Below are 13,240 nucleotides of genomic sequence, written 5' to 3'. Positions count from 1 at the left end.
ATGCTGCTCACGCCCACCGAGCTGGAACGGCTCACGATCTTCACCGCGGCCGAGCTCGCCCGCAAGCGCCGGGCCCGCGGCCTCAGGCTCAACTACCCCGAGGCGGTGGCGCTCATCACCGACGAGATCCTGGAGGGCGCGCGCGACGGGCGCAGCGTCGCCGACCTCATCGGCTGGGGCTCCACGATCCTGTCGACCGAGGACGTGATGCCGGGCATCGCCGCCATGCTGCCGATCCTGCAGGTCGAGGGCGTCTTCCCGGACGGCACCAAGCTCGTCACGGTCCACGAGCCGGTCCGCGCCCGGGCGGGCGCCCCCGCCGACACCCTGGAGCCCGGCGCGATCCTGCCGGCCGACGGCGCGATCGAGCTCGCCGCGGGCCGCCCGCGGGTCACCCTCGACGTCGTCAACACCGGCGACCGCCCGGTCCAGATCGGCTCGCACTACCACTTCTTCGAGGTGAACCGGGCGCTCGACTTCGACCGGGCGGCGGCCCTGGGACACCGCCTCGACATCCCGGCCGGGACGGCGATCCGCTTCGAGCCGGGCCAGCGCAAGACCGTGACGCTGGTCGGCTTCGGCGGCGCCCGGGAGCTGACCGGGCTCAACGACCTGACGCAGGGGACCCTGCCCGACGACGCGGCGCGGGCGGCGGCCCTCGCCCGCGCCAAGGCCCGCGGCTTCAAGGGCGCCTAGGGAGATTGCCATGGTGACGATCCCGCGCCGCGACTACGCCGCCCTCTACGGGCCGACCACCGGGGACGGGGTGCGGCTCGCCGACACCTCCCTGGTGGCGGTCGTCGAGCACGACCACGCCGTCTATGGGGACGAGTGCCTGCACGGCGGCGGCAAGACCCTGCGCGACGGGATCGGGATGGCGCCCGGGGTGACCGCCGCGCAGGGCGCGCTCGACTTCCTCCTCTGCAACGTCGTGGTGATCGACCCCGTCCTCGGCATCCAGAAGGGCGATCTCGGCATCAAGGACGGGCGGATCGTGGCGCTCGGCAAGGCCGGCAACCCGGCGATCATGGACGGCGTCGACCCGCGCCTGATCGTGTCGGCCGGGACGACGGTGCGCGACTGCGAGGGCCTGATCGCGACGCCCGGGGCCATCGACGTGCACGTGCACTTCGATTCCGCCGGCCTGCCGGACCACGCGATCGCCTCCGGCGTTACGACCCTGCTCGGCGGCTCGCTCGGGCCGATCACCGTCGGCATCGATTCCGGCGGCCCGTTCAACACCGGCCGCATGCTCCAGGCCGCCGAGGCTTGGCCGGTCAATTTCGGCTTCCTCGGGCGCGGCAACACCCACCGGCCGGCCGCCCTGAAGGAGCAGCTGGAGACCGGCGTCCTCGGCCTCAAGATCCACGAGGACTGGGGCGCGATGCCGGCCGCGATCGACGCCTGCCTGGGCTTCGCCGACGCGTACGACTTCCAGGTCCAGCTCCACACCGACACGCTGAACGAGTCGGGCTTCGTGGAGGACACGCTGGCGGCGATCGGCGGCCGCACCATCCACATGTACCACACCGAGGGGGCCGGGGGCGGCCACGCGCCGGACATCATCCGGGTCGCCGGGCTGCCGCACTGCCTGCCCTCGTCGACGAACCCGACCAACCCCTACACGGTCAACACCTTCGACGAGCACCTCGACATGACGATGGTGTGCCACCACCTCAACCCGGCCCTGCCGGAGGACGTGGCCTTCGCGGAGAGCCGCATCCGCGCCCAGACCATCGCCGCCGAGGACGTGCTCCACGACATCGGGGCGATCGCGATGCTCGGCTCCGACAGCCAGGGCATGGGCCGGATCCACGAGGTCGTCTGCCGGACGTGGCAGCTCGCCTCGAAGATGAAGGACCAGCGCGGCCCGCTCCCCGAGGAGAGGCCGGGCTTCGGCGACAATGCCCGGATCAGGCGCTACATCGCCAAGTACACGATCAACGCGGCGCGCACCTTCGGCATCCAGGAGCATGTCGGCTCGCTGGAGCCCGGCAAGATGGCCGACATCGTGGTCTGGCGGCCGGCCTTCTTCGGGATCAAGCCGGAGCTCGTGATCAAGGGCGGCTTCATCGCCTGGGGCGCGATGGGCGATTCCGCCGCCTCGCTGATGACCTGCGAGCCGGTGCTGATGCGCCCGCAATGGGGCGCCTTCGGGCGCGCCAAGCAGGCGCTCTCGGCCTGCTTCGTCCACCCCCTGGCGATCGAGGCCGATCTCGGCGGCCGGCTCGGCCTGCGCAAGGCGCTCCTGCCCGCCCGCGGGACCCGCACGCTGACGAAGGCCGACATGCTCTGGAACGACGCCTGCCCGGAGATCCGCGTCGACCCGCAGACCTTCGACGTCTTCGTCGACGGCGTGCTCGCCACCTGCGAGCCGGCCCGGACTCTGCCGCTCGCCCAGCGCTACATGCTGCGCTGAGCGGCGCCGAACCCCGCCACCCCTCTCACGGCCCCGCTCCCCATGACCGACGTGACTCCCGCGAACGCCGCCCGGATCGGGATCGGCGGCCCGGTCGGATCCGGCAAGACCGCGCTGATCGAGCGGCTGATCCCCGTGCTGCGGGCGCGGGGCGTCGATCTCGCGGTGATCACGAACGATCTCGTCACCAAGGAGGATGCCGAGCGGCTGCGCCGCTCCGGGCTGATCGATCCGAGCCGCGTCGAGGCGGTGGAGGCCGGGGCCTGCCCGCACACGGTGATCCGGGAGGACCCGACCCTCAACATCGCCGCGGGCGACGCGCTGGAGGCGCGCTTCCCGGGCCTGCAGCTGCTCGTCTTCGAATCCGGCGGCGACAACCTCGCCTCGACCTTCTCCCTCGACCTCGTGGACTGGTGGATCTTCGTGATCGACGTGGCCGGCGGCGACGACATCCCGCGCAAGCGCGGCCCGGGCGTGCTGCGCTGCGACCTCCTCGTGATCAACAAGGTCGACCTCGCGCCGCATGTCGGCGTCGACCTCGACGGGATGCTCGCGGAGGCCGCGCGGGTCCGGAGCGGCAGGCCGGTCCTCGCCACGAACGCGCGCGCGGGCCTCGGCATCGACGCGGTGGCGGATGCCATCGGCCGGGCCGTCCTGTTCGCGCCCTAGCCGTGCCCGACGACGTCCAGACCGGCCGCCGCGCGACGGCCCGCCTCGGCTTCGTGCGCGGCGGCGGGACCAGCGTGCTCGCCGACCAGCACGTGCCGTACCCGTTCCACATCACGAAGCCGTTCCGCCTGTATCCGCAGCGGCCGGAGCTGATCACGCTGTACCTGCAATCGGCCTCCGGCGGCCTCTACCGCGGCGACCGTCTCGGCCTCGACATCGCGATGGGTCCGGGCTCGGCGGCGCACGTCACCACCCAGGCCGCCACGGTCGTCCATCGCAGCGCCGACCAGCCGGCCCGCCAGGACACGCGGATCCGCGTCGGCGCCGATGCCTTCCTCCACTGCGTGCCCGATCCCCTGATCCTGTTCCCCGGCGCCGCCCTCTCGGCCTCGACCCGGGTCACGCTCGAGCCCGGGGCCCGTGCCGTCGTCTCCGAGAGCATTGCGTGTCACGACCCGGAGGGCCGCGGCAGGCCGTTCGAGCACGTCGAGCTCGCCCTCGGCATCGAGACGGCGGCGGGGGCCGTCCTGGTCCGCGAGCGGGCGCGCATCGCCGGCGCCGAGTTCCGCGATCCGGCCTCGCCGCTCGGCCCGTGGCGGGCCTACGGCGCCCTCGTCATCCTCGGTCCGGCCCCGTGCCTGCCGGATCCCGGGGACGTCCAGGCCGCGGCCGACCGCACCGGCTGCCGGGCCGGGCTCAGCCCGCTGCCGAACGCGGCCGGGCTCGGCCTCCGGCTCCTCGCGCCCGACGGCGGCACCCTGGCGGCGGGGCTGGAGGCGGCCGCTGGTCGCGCCTTCGCGGCGCTGACCGGGCTCGCCCCGGCGCGCCGCCGCAAATAGGAAGCCGGCGCCCGGGATCGCCGCCGCCGATATGGGCAGGCTGCCGATGTTTTCATCTTGCGAAATTTATTTTCTTTTGAAGAAATATGCCGAAGGAGACGATCCGTGCGCGACGGCTGATCCGGTGCGGACGGGGCGGCCCACCTTCTCGAACGATCTGAAGGATTTGCCCCCCATGGCGACAGACGATCCCGCGCACTTCACCCTCCGCCGGCGCCTGCTGCTCGGGCTGGCGGCGGCCCCGCTCGCGGCATCGCTGCCGCGCGTCGCGGCGGCCGCCGAGGCCGGCGCTCTGGCGGTGACCGACAGCGAGGTGACGGTCGGCATCCTGCACTCGATCACCGGCACCATGGCGATCTCGGAGACCGGGCCGAGCCAGGGCGAGAAGCTGGCGATCCAGCAGATCAACGACGCCGGCGGCGTGCTCGGACGCAAGATCAAGATCATCCAGGAGGACGGCGCCTCCGACTGGCCGACCTTCGCCGAGAAGGCCAAGAAGCTCCTCGTCAACGACCACTGCGCCGCCGTGTTCGGCTGCTTCACCTCGGCCTCGCGCAAGGCGGTGCTGCCGGTCTTCGAGCAGTACAACGGCCTGCTGTACTATCCGACCTTCTACGAGGGCCTGGAGCAGTCCAAGAACGTCTTCTACACCGGCCAGGAGGCCACGCAGCAGATCCTCGCCGGCCTCGACTGGGTCCACAAGGAGAAGGGCGGCGACAGCTTCTACTTCATCGGCTCGGACTACATCTGGCCGCGCACCTCTAACAAGATCGCCCGCCGGCACATCGAGACCGTGCTCAAGGGCAAGGTCGTCGGCGAGGAGTACTTCCCCCTCGGCCACACGCAGTTCAACTCGGTCATCAACAAGATCAAGCTCACCAAGCCGAAGGTGATCTTCGCCACGATCGTGGGCGGCTCGAACGTGGCGTTCTACAAGCAGCTGAAGGCGGCGGGCATCGACCTGTCGAAGCAGGTGCTGATGACGCTGTCGGTGACCGAGGACGAGGTTGACGGCATCGGCGGCGAGAACATCGCCGGGGCCTACTCGTGCATGAAGTACTTCGAGTCGATCCAGAACGAGAACAATAAGGCGTTCGTGGCCGCGTTCAAGAAGATGTGGGGCGAGAAGACGGTCATCGGCGACGTGACGCAGGCGGCCTATCTCGGCCCGTTCCTGTGGAAGATGGCCTGCGAGAAGGCCGGCACCTTCGACGTCGACAAGGTCGTGGCGGCCTCGCCCGGCCTGGAATTCAAGGGGGCGCCGGAAGGTTACGTGAAGATCGACGAGAACCACCATCTCTGGTCGAAGACCCGTGTCGGCCGGGCGAAGCCCGACGGCCAGTTCGAGATCGTCTACACCAGCCCCGAGCTGATCAAGCCCGATCCGTTCCCGAAAGGGTACCAGTAGGCCAGGCTGACGGCTGCGAGGATATCGGTGGCCGGCCGGGTCCAGATGACGGGCTCGGCGTGTCGGTTGTGGCCGGCGATGTCGCGTTTGATCGCCGCCTGCGGGTCGACGACGCCGATGACGGGGCCGCGCCGCGTGTCCGTCGTCGGAAGAGCTGAAACGCCTTGAGGCGCCCAGAGACGGAGGCTGTGGTCCAGCCGGGCTGGCCTGCGGCCGCCACGCATCGATCTCGCTCCTCGCGGCGGCCGACGACGAGAACCAGTTCGCGTTCAGGCACTCGTCGCGCAGGCGGCCATTGAACGAGTCGGCCAACGCGCTTGTGCCGGTCCGCGCTCAGGCCGGCGTGACAGCCGTCGTCCCACGTCGGGAGATGTGCACGTTGCGGTAGAGGGTCAGAGCGCCCACGATCGAGAACAGGGCCGCACAAGCGAGCCAGAGGCCTGGCATGGCTCGATTCCCCGTTGCGTGGATCAGATAGGTACAGATCGCCGGGGTGAAGCCGCCGAAAATTGCCTGTGCGAGACTGTAGGCCAGGGAGAAGCCTGTGGCGCGAACCTCGGCCGGCATGATCTCGGTCAGCGTGACGACCATCACCCCCTGGTAGCCGCCATACAGGAACGACATCCACATGAGGGCGGCCAGCAAGCGGCCGAAGGACGGGTCTGTCACGAGCCACGCCATGACCGGGTAAGCCGTGAGACCGATCAACACCGAGAAGGTCAGGAGCACCGGAAGCCGCCCGACCCGGTCCGACACCGCCCCCATAACGGGCACCCAGACGAAGTTCGCCACGCCGACGCAGACGGTGACCACGAAGCTGTCATGCGCACTTAGGCCAAGAACCTGACGCGCGTAGGTCGGGGTATAGGCCGTGATCATGTAGAAGAAGACGCTCGTCAGTGTGACGAGCAGCACCGCCTTGAGCACGATCGCCCAGTTCTGGAGAAGTGACCGGTAGATCTCGCCGAGGGTTACGCGGCGATGCTTCGCCCGCTGCGCAAAATCCTCGCTCTCCTGCATCGAGCGCCGGATCCAGAACAGGACGGGGATGATCAGGCAGCCGATCAGGAACGGAATGCGCCATCCCCAGGCGAGCATCTGCTCCTCCGTCAGGAAGCCGCGCAGGGTCACGCCGATAACGGCGGCGAAGACCACGGCGACCTGCTGGCTCGCCGATTGCCAGCTCACGTAGAAGCCGCGATTCCCCGGCGTCGCGATCTCCGACAGATAGACCGAGACGCCGCCGGATTCGGCGCCGGCGGAGAACCCCTGCAGCAGTCGGCCGATCAGGACGAGAATGGGAGCGGCGATGCCAATCGATGCGTAGGTCGGCGTGAACGTGATGAGCGCGACGCCCACCGACATGATGGCGAGGCTCATGACCAACCCGGCTCGTCGGCCGTGGCGGTCGATATAGGCGCCAAGCACGATGGCGCCGAGCGGACGCATCAGGAAGCCGATCCCGAAGGTGGCCAACGACAGCATCAACGAGACGTACTCGTTGTCGTTGGGAAAGACGGCCTTTGCCACCGCAGCGGCGTAGAAGCCGTAGACCATAAAATCGAACATTTCGAGGAAGTTTCCGCTCACGACGCGGAAGACGTCCTTCTTCGAGGGCGGTCGCTGCACCGAAGCGTCCATGGTTTCTCTCCCGTCAATGAATCGGCCTCCTCTTCGGAAGGCTGTGCCGGCCTGAGAACGACGCAAGTTGTTCTATTATTTGGAACGACGTATCAGGAATTGATAGGCTATGAACGCCCTGGCCTGCAGTCAATGGAGAACCTGCAGAATTCGCGACCGCGCGGCCGGTATTCGAGAAACCGCCATTGTTGTTGCAACTCGTTCAGAGGACTGCACTTGACGAGGCGCCACGGGCAACGCTAGCTTTTACCAGAACGGCGTTTCGAATGTTGGAACGATGGACAGCACCCTCCTCAAGGGATTGATGCTTCTCGAGCACTTGGCCGGCAGCGAGACGCCCCGGGGCGTCAGCGAACTGGCACGCGCGCTCAACCTCACGAAGAGCAATGTGCATCGCACGCTCCAGACACTGGTGGCCGCCGGCTACGTGCGCGCCCAGACGGGTGGCACCTACGCCTGCACCTTGAAGCTCTTCGAGCTCGCCAGTCCCGTTGTGGCGCGGATCGACGTCCGGCAGGTCGCCGAGCCCTTCATGCGGACCCTGGCCGATCAAACCCAGGAGACCATCCACCTGTCGCTGCTCGACCGGGCGGACGTCATCTACCTGCACAAGATCGAGAGCCCCCAGCCGGTTCGCGCCTATTCGTCGATCGGTGGCCGCGCTCCGGCCTATTGCGTGGCGTCCGGCAAGGCGCTGCTCGCTTATCAGGAGGAGGCGCTGGCCCACCTGCCGGAGACGCTCCAGGTCCACACGCCGCGCACGATCGCGACCCTCGACCTCCTGCGGCGGGAACTCGAGCAGGTCCGGATTCAGGGTTTCGCGATCAATCGCGGGGAGTGGCGGGAGGGCGTGTGCGGGCTCGCCGCGATCGTCCACGATGCCATGGGCCGTCCCGTCGCGGCGATCGGTATCTCCGGGCCGGCCGATCGCCTGAATCCCACGGCGCTCCGCCGCTTCAGCGACGTGGTCGTCGACGCGGCGCGCAGCCTGTCGCGGGCCCTCGGCTACAACCCCATCACCGTCTCATCCCCTGCCGCGCCGCGGCATGCCCGAGGCTCAGCGCCCCCGCGCGCGCCGGCGGCGCTTGCCTGATCGAGGAGTAGGCCCATGCGACCGCTGTCCGGTATCCGCGTGATCGAGTTCTGCAGTGTCGCGGCCGGGCCATTCTGCGCCATGCTGCTCGCCGACATGGGAGCCGACGTCATCAAGGTCGAGAATCCGGAGGGCGGCGACTCGATGCGGGCCTGGCCGCCCCTCAACGCGGGCTTCAGCGAGAACTTCGCCTCGCTCAACCGCAACAAGCGCTCTGTGACGCTGGACCTGAAGGATCCGGCCGACAAGGCGCGCGCCCTGGACCTGATCGGCTCTGCCGACGTGGTGCTGGAGAACAACCGCCCCGGCGTGATGAAGCGGCTCGGCCTCGACTACGTGCGCGTCAGCGCCGGGCGGCCCGGCTTGGTCTATTGCTCGATCTCAGCCTTCGGCCAGGAGGGGCCGCGCTCCGCCGAGGCCGGGTTCGACCTGACGCTCCAGGCGATGAGCGGCGTGATGAGCGTCACGGGCGAGCCCGGCGCGCCCCCGGTCAAGTGCGGCGTACCGATCTCGGATTTCGGCACCGGCCTCTACGCGGCCTACGCCATCGCGGCGGCGCTGCTCCAGGTGCGGGCGGGCGGACCCGGCGCACACATCGACGCCTCGATGTTCGGCGCCTCCCTGGCGATGGGGGCGCTCCAGACCAGCGAGTATTTCGGCAGCGGCCGCGACCCGAAGCGCCTGGGCTCGGCCCATCCGCGCAACGCCCCCTATCAGGCCTTCCGCGCCCAGGACGGGTACTTCGCCATGGCGGCGGGCAACGACGCCCTCTACCGCGCCGCCTGCGCGGCGATCGGGCGCGACGACCTCGCCGAGGATCCGCGCTTCGCCTCGACCGCCCTGCGGGCGCAGAACCAGGGCGAACTCCTGGCGATTCTGGAGCGCGACTTCGCCGACCTCACCTGCGCCGACCTGCTGGCCCGGTTCCGCGCCGCGGGCGTGCCCTGCGCACCGATCAACGGCTACGCCGACGCCCTGGCCGACCCGCAGGTCGCGCATATGGGCTGGGTCCAGCCGGTGACCCTGCCGTCCGGCGCTGAGACGCGCACCTTCGTGTCGCCGCTGAAGTTCTCAGGGGAGGGCTTCCCGATCTACCGGGAGCCGCCCGCCCTCGGGCAGCACAACGCCGAACTGTTCGGCGAGGCCGCGCCGGCTCGCGCGCGCACGGCTTGAGGGCGGCGCCATGGACGAACTCCTGAAAGAGCGCAGCGGCGACACGCTGACCCTGACGCTCAACCGCCCCGACAAGATGAACGCCCTGTCGGCCACCCTGGTCGACGCGCTGCTCGACGCCGTCGCGGCTGCGGCCGGCGACGGGACACGGCTCCTCGTGCTGAAGGGCGCGGGGCGCAACTTCAGCGCCGGGTTCGACTTCGGCGGCTACGCGGACCTGTCGGAGGGCGACCTGCTGCTCCGGTTCGTGCGGATCGAGCAGCTCCTCCAGGCGCTGGCCCACGCGCCGTTCGACACGCTGGCGCTCGCGCACGGGCGGAACTTCGGCGCCGGGGTCGACGTGATCTGCGCCTGCGGCCGGCGGGTCAGCGATCCGGCCGCCACCTTCCGCATGCCGGGCCTGTCCTTCGGGCTGGTGCTCGGCACGCGGCGCTACGCCGAGCGGGTCGGCGGCTCCAAGGCCCGGCTCGTCCTCCAGGAGGGGCGGGTCTTCGACGCCCCGGAGGCCCTGTCCGACGGGTTCCTCACCGCCGTCGCGGCGACCGACTCGTGGTTCGACACCGTCGCGGCCGCCTCGGAAGCGGCGACGCGGCTGTCTTCCTGGGCCGGGGCGGCCCTGAACCGCGCCGCCGCCCGCGACACCCGCGCGGACGACCTCGCCGACCTCGTCGCCTCGGCCGCGCGCCCGGGGCTGAAGGACCGGATCCGCGCCTACCGCGCGGCCTGACACACGCCCGATCGGAGGACGCCCCGTGAGCGCCGGAACCCAGAAGATCGTCCCCCTCGCAGACCTCGCAGCCCGCGTGCCGGACGGCAGCTCCCTGGCGCTCGGCGGCAGCTTCCTGCACCGCGGCCCCTTCGCGTTCGTGCGCGAGCTGATCCGCCAGGGCCGCCGCGACCTCGAAGTCGTCAAGCAGTCGCCCGGCTATGACATCGACATTCTCTGCCGCGCCGGCGCCCTGTCGCGGGCGAAGGCGGGGATCGTGGCCATGGAAGGCAATTTCGGCCTCGCGCCCTGGTACCGCCGGGCGATCGAGTCCGGCGAGGTCCGCCTGGAGGAGCACGCCTGCGCCAGCCTGACGGCGGGCCTGCGGGCGGCTGCCTTCGGCGTGCCGTTCATGCCCTGCGGCGGCATCCACGGCTCGGACCTGCCGGCGCTCAACGGCTGGAAGACGATCGAGGACCCCTACGGCAGCGGCGAGGCGGTCTACGCCATCCCGCGCATCCAGCCGGACTTCGCGGTGATCCAGGCCAACGAGGTCAGCGCGTCGGGGGACGTGCGCGTCTTCGGGACCTCGCACTGGGACCGGATCATGAGCCGCTCGGCCAAGCGCGTGCTCGTGGTGGCCGAGCGGGTCGCCCCGGACGCCTCCTTCCGCGACCAGCCCGAACTGACGCTGGTGCCCCACTTCCTCGTCGAGGCGTTGAGCATCGTGCCGAACGGGGCTTGGCCCGGCTCGCTCTGGCCGGATTACGAGATCGATTACCCGGCCGTGGAGGCCTACATGGCCGACGCCCCGGGCGTGCTCGCCGATCACCTCGCCGCCGGCCCCGAGGCCCGGGAGGCTGCCCATGTCTGAGGCGCCGTCCAACGCGATCGAGGCCTGGTCGGGCTTTTCCTACATCGTCACCAATCTCGCCCGATTCGTGCGGCCGAACGAGATCACCTTCAGCGGCGTGAACTCGGCCCTGCCGATGCTGGCCTGCCTCCTGGCCAAGCAGGCCTATCCCTTCGCGTTCACCTACATCAACGTCGCCGGCGGCGTCGACCCGAACCCGTCGAAGGTGCCGATCTCGTCCTCCGACCCGGTCCTCGCCGAGGGCTCGCGGGCGATCTTCGCCAATGAGGATTTCTACGATCTCTGCACCCGCGGCCTGATGGACCTGTGCTTCCTGGGCGCCGCGCAGGTCGACGGGCTGGGCCGCACGAACGTCTCCTGCATCGGCGACTGGCACGCTCCGCGGGTGCGGCTGCCGGGCGGCGGCGGCGGCGCCGTGATGCTGCCCACCGCCCGCCGGGCGGTCACGTGGCGTACGGAACATTCCCGCCGCACCCTCGTCGAGACCCTCGACTTCGTCACCGCGTCCGGCGGCATGCACGGCGTGGTCACGCCGATCGCCGTCTTCACGAAGCGCGAGGGCCGGCTCGTGCTGGCCTCCTGGCATCCGGAGGCGAGCCTCGACGAGGTCCGCGACCGCACCGGTTTCGCGTTCTCGGCGGACGGTGCCGCCCCGACGCCTCCGCCGACCCCAGAGGAGCGGGCGGCGCTGGCGGTCCTCGACCCGGAGGGCCGGTTCGAGGCCGATGCGGGCATCCGCCTGCGCTGAGGCGCGGGGCAGACAGACGGGACAGGAGATCGCCGCCATGAGCGCTGCCATGCCGGACTCGATCAGCGCGCGGCTGCGCGCGGCCATCGCGGATCATGCGGGGACGGGCCGCACGGCGCTCTCGGGCTCCGACGTCGTATCCTATGCCGACCTCGGCGCGCGGATCGACGCCGCCGCGGGCGCAGTCCGGGACTGGGGTGTCGCCAAGGGTGACCGGGTCGGACTGATCGCGCCCAAGAGTGCGGCGGCCATCGCGGCCTACTTCGGCGCCATGCAGGCCGGCGCCTGCGTCTGCTTCCTGGAGCCGGGGCTCGCGCCGGAGGTGGTGGCCGAGCAGGCTGCGCTCGTCGGCATGCGGCATCTCATCGTCGCCCAGGTCGACGCCTCGCCCGTCGCTCTGACCGGCCTGGACGTCCGCGCACTGGACAGCCTCGCCGACAGCGCGGCCTTCGCGGCCGAGGTCAGCCCGCGGGATGAGGCCATGCTGCTTTTCACCTCGGGGAGCACCGGCCGGCCGAAGGGCGTGCTGCTGCGCCACGAAGGCCTGATCTGCAACGCCGCGGGCGTGCTCCGTCACACCGGTACGGGGCCTGCGGACCGGCTTCTCCACGTCATGCCACTTCATCACACGAACGGCATCAACAACCAGTTGATCGTGCCTCTCCTGGCCGGAGCCGAGATCGTGTTGATGGAGCGCTTCCAGGCCGAGGCCGCCCTCGACCGCCTGCGATCTGGCGGCATCACCTACATGACCGGCGTGCCGACGATCTACGCGCGGATGCTGCCCCTGCTGCGCCCCGGGGAGCGCTTCCCGGGCCTGCGCTTCCTGCGCTGCGGCTCGGCGCCGATCACCCCGACCCTGCATCGGCAGATCGAGGAGGCCTTCGGCGTGCCGCTCCTCGTCTCCTACGGCCTGTCGGAGGCGACCTGCACCTCGACCATGAACCCGCCGGGCCGGCGTCGCATCGGCACGATCGGGACCGTGCTCGCGGGCCAGAATGTGGACCTGTTCGATCCGGCCACGGATCGCCCGGTCGAGGCCGGCCGGGAAGGGGAGATCCGCATCTCCGGCCCGGCCCTGATGGCCGGCTATCTCGGCAGCGCGGACCAGCCGATCGTGGACGGCTGGCTGCGCACCGGTGATCTCGGCCGCTTCGACGCCGACGGCTTCCTCGCCATCACGGGGCGCATCAAGGACGTGATCATTCGCGGCGGCGAGAATATCTCGCCCGCGTTGATCGAGCGGCAACTCGCTGCCCATCCGGCCATCTGCGACTGTTGCGTGGTCGGCGCCCCCGACGCGGATCTCGGCGAGGTACCGGTGGCCTTCGTGGTGCTGCGGGAGGGCGAGGGCCTCGACGAGCCGGGGCTCAAGGATTTCGTACGGGGTTCCCTCGCGCGGATCTACGTGCCGGCGCAGATTCGCAGGCTTGACGTGCTGCCGGTCAACGGCGTCGGCAAGACCGACCGCAAGGCGCTGCGTAGCTTGTTGGCCGCTTCCTAGGACACATGTCTACGCGAACGGCAGCGCGTCTCACCGCCCCGCCTCGGTGTGGCGCACGTTCGCGGCCGACCCAGGCCAGAACCGGCTCCGACCTGATTGCATCAAGCCGGCAGCTCTGGATCCTTGTTGTACCACGCGTTTTTGCGACGAACCCGGATCCGCTTCG

The 13,240-nt window shown here is 70.2% G+C and carries 12 protein-coding genes and 1 pseudogene; 11 read left to right on the top strand and 2 right to left on the bottom strand.

Translation table 11 applies throughout. The features are described 5' to 3' along the window. The 5 genes from C4T42_RS20620 (at position 1) to urtA (ending at position 5,335) form a co-directional block, all read left to right on the top strand. The gene (locus C4T42_RS20620) at positions 1-696 is read left to right on the top strand and encodes an urease subunit beta (protein ID WP_056530829.1); all 696 of its coding nucleotides are present in this window, start codon (positions 1-3) and stop codon (positions 694-696) included. Positions 697-706: 10 nt separating this feature from the next. After that, positions 707-2,419, top strand: coding sequence for an urease subunit alpha (gene ureC, locus C4T42_RS20615; protein ID WP_020095175.1), 1,713 nt, complete (start codon positions 707-709; stop codon positions 2,417-2,419). Between the two features lie 42 nt (positions 2,420-2,461). Next, positions 2,462-3,088, top strand: a complete 627-nt coding sequence (gene ureG / locus C4T42_RS20610; RefSeq protein WP_020095176.1) for an urease accessory protein UreG — start codon at positions 2,462-2,464, stop codon at positions 3,086-3,088. A gap of 2 nt (positions 3,089-3,090) precedes the next feature. After that, the gene (locus tag C4T42_RS20605) at positions 3,091-3,927 is read left to right on the top strand and encodes an urease accessory protein UreD (RefSeq protein ID WP_103985793.1); all 837 of its coding nucleotides are present in this window, start codon (positions 3,091-3,093) and stop codon (positions 3,925-3,927) included. A gap of 175 nt (positions 3,928-4,102) precedes the next feature. After that, positions 4,103-5,335, top strand: a complete 1,233-nt coding sequence (gene urtA, locus C4T42_RS20600) for an urea ABC transporter substrate-binding protein (RefSeq protein ID WP_091681517.1) — start codon at positions 4,103-4,105, stop codon at positions 5,333-5,335. Positions 5,336-5,548: 213 nt separating this feature from the next. On the opposite strand, the pseudogene C4T42_RS20595 reads toward urtA, so the two are convergent. Together C4T42_RS20595 and C4T42_RS20590 are read right to left on the bottom strand one after the other, a co-directional pair. Beyond that, a pseudogene (locus tag C4T42_RS20595) lies at positions 5,549-5,653 on the bottom strand (integrase core domain-containing protein); the annotation flags it as partial. A 15-nt stretch (positions 5,654-5,668) separates the two neighbouring features. Continuing rightward, positions 5,669-6,976: an MFS transporter gene (locus tag C4T42_RS20590; protein WP_020096109.1), complete on the bottom strand. Its 1,308-nt coding sequence runs from the start codon at positions 6,974-6,976 to the stop codon at positions 5,669-5,671. A 277-nt stretch (positions 6,977-7,253) separates the two neighbouring features. Here C4T42_RS20590 and C4T42_RS20585 point away from each other — a divergent pair, with 277 nt between their 5' ends. From C4T42_RS20585 to C4T42_RS20560, 6 genes are read left to right on the top strand one after another with little or no spacing between them, the layout of a single operon-like run. Continuing rightward, positions 7,254-8,069 carry an IclR family transcriptional regulator gene (locus tag C4T42_RS20585; RefSeq protein WP_020096110.1) on the top strand — a complete coding sequence of 272 codons (816 nt, stop codon included), beginning with the start codon at positions 7,254-7,256 and terminating at the stop codon, positions 8,067-8,069. A 15-nt stretch (positions 8,070-8,084) separates the two neighbouring features. After that, entirely contained in the window at positions 8,085-9,242 is a 1,158-nt protein-coding gene (locus tag C4T42_RS20580; protein WP_020096111.1) for a CoA transferase, read from the top strand. 10 nt (positions 9,243-9,252) lie between these two features. Continuing rightward, on the top strand, positions 9,253-9,969 hold the full coding sequence (locus C4T42_RS20575) for an enoyl-CoA hydratase/isomerase family protein (protein WP_103985792.1): 717 nt from the start codon (positions 9,253-9,255) through the stop codon (positions 9,967-9,969). Between the two features lie 25 nt (positions 9,970-9,994). After that, positions 9,995-10,822: a CoA transferase gene (locus tag C4T42_RS20570; protein WP_020096113.1), complete on the top strand. Its 828-nt coding sequence runs from the start codon at positions 9,995-9,997 to the stop codon at positions 10,820-10,822. Continuing rightward, entirely contained in the window at positions 10,815-11,570 is a 756-nt protein-coding gene (locus C4T42_RS20565; protein ID WP_103985791.1) for a CoA-transferase, read from the top strand. The genes C4T42_RS20570 and C4T42_RS20565 overlap by 8 nt, the downstream gene beginning before the upstream one ends. A 37-nt stretch (positions 11,571-11,607) precedes the next feature. Next, positions 11,608-13,074, top strand: a complete 1,467-nt coding sequence (locus tag C4T42_RS20560; protein ID WP_244603247.1) for a class I adenylate-forming enzyme family protein — start codon at positions 11,608-11,610, stop codon at positions 13,072-13,074. Positions 13,075-13,240 lie beyond the last annotated feature (166 nt).

This window comes from Methylobacterium sp. 190mf, assembly GCF_900107945.1.
Lineage (GTDB): Bacteria > Pseudomonadota > Alphaproteobacteria > Rhizobiales > Beijerinckiaceae > Methylobacterium.
The sequence above is the reverse complement of the archived record's forward strand: the minus strand, read 5'-3'. Positions and strand labels throughout refer to the sequence as shown.

Bases quoted from the DNA above. Each gene is read 5' to 3' on its own strand.
- C4T42_RS20620 (WP_056530829.1), top strand. From the start codon at position 1: ATGCTGCTCACGCCCACCGAGCTGGAACGGCTCACGATCTTCACCGCG.
- ureC (WP_020095175.1), top strand. From the start codon at position 707: ATGGTGACGATCCCGCGCCGCGACTACGCCGCCCTCTACGGGCCGACC.
- ureG (WP_020095176.1), top strand. From the start codon at position 2,462: ATGACCGACGTGACTCCCGCGAACGCCGCCCGGATCGGGATCGGCGGC.
- urtA (WP_091681517.1), top strand. From the start codon at position 4,103: ATGGCGACAGACGATCCCGCGCACTTCACCCTCCGCCGGCGCCTGCTG.
- C4T42_RS20590 (WP_020096109.1), bottom strand. From the start codon at position 6,976: ATGGACGCTTCGGTGCAGCGACCGCCCTCGAAGAAGGACGTCTTCCGC.
- C4T42_RS20585 (WP_020096110.1), top strand. From the start codon at position 7,254: ATGGACAGCACCCTCCTCAAGGGATTGATGCTTCTCGAGCACTTGGCC.
- C4T42_RS20580 (WP_020096111.1), top strand. From the start codon at position 8,085: ATGCGACCGCTGTCCGGTATCCGCGTGATCGAGTTCTGCAGTGTCGCG.
- C4T42_RS20575 (WP_103985792.1), top strand. From the start codon at position 9,253: ATGGACGAACTCCTGAAAGAGCGCAGCGGCGACACGCTGACCCTGACG.
- C4T42_RS20565 (WP_103985791.1), top strand. From the start codon at position 10,815: ATGTCTGAGGCGCCGTCCAACGCGATCGAGGCCTGGTCGGGCTTTTCC.
- C4T42_RS20560 (WP_244603247.1), top strand. From the start codon at position 11,608: ATGAGCGCTGCCATGCCGGACTCGATCAGCGCGCGGCTGCGCGCGGCC.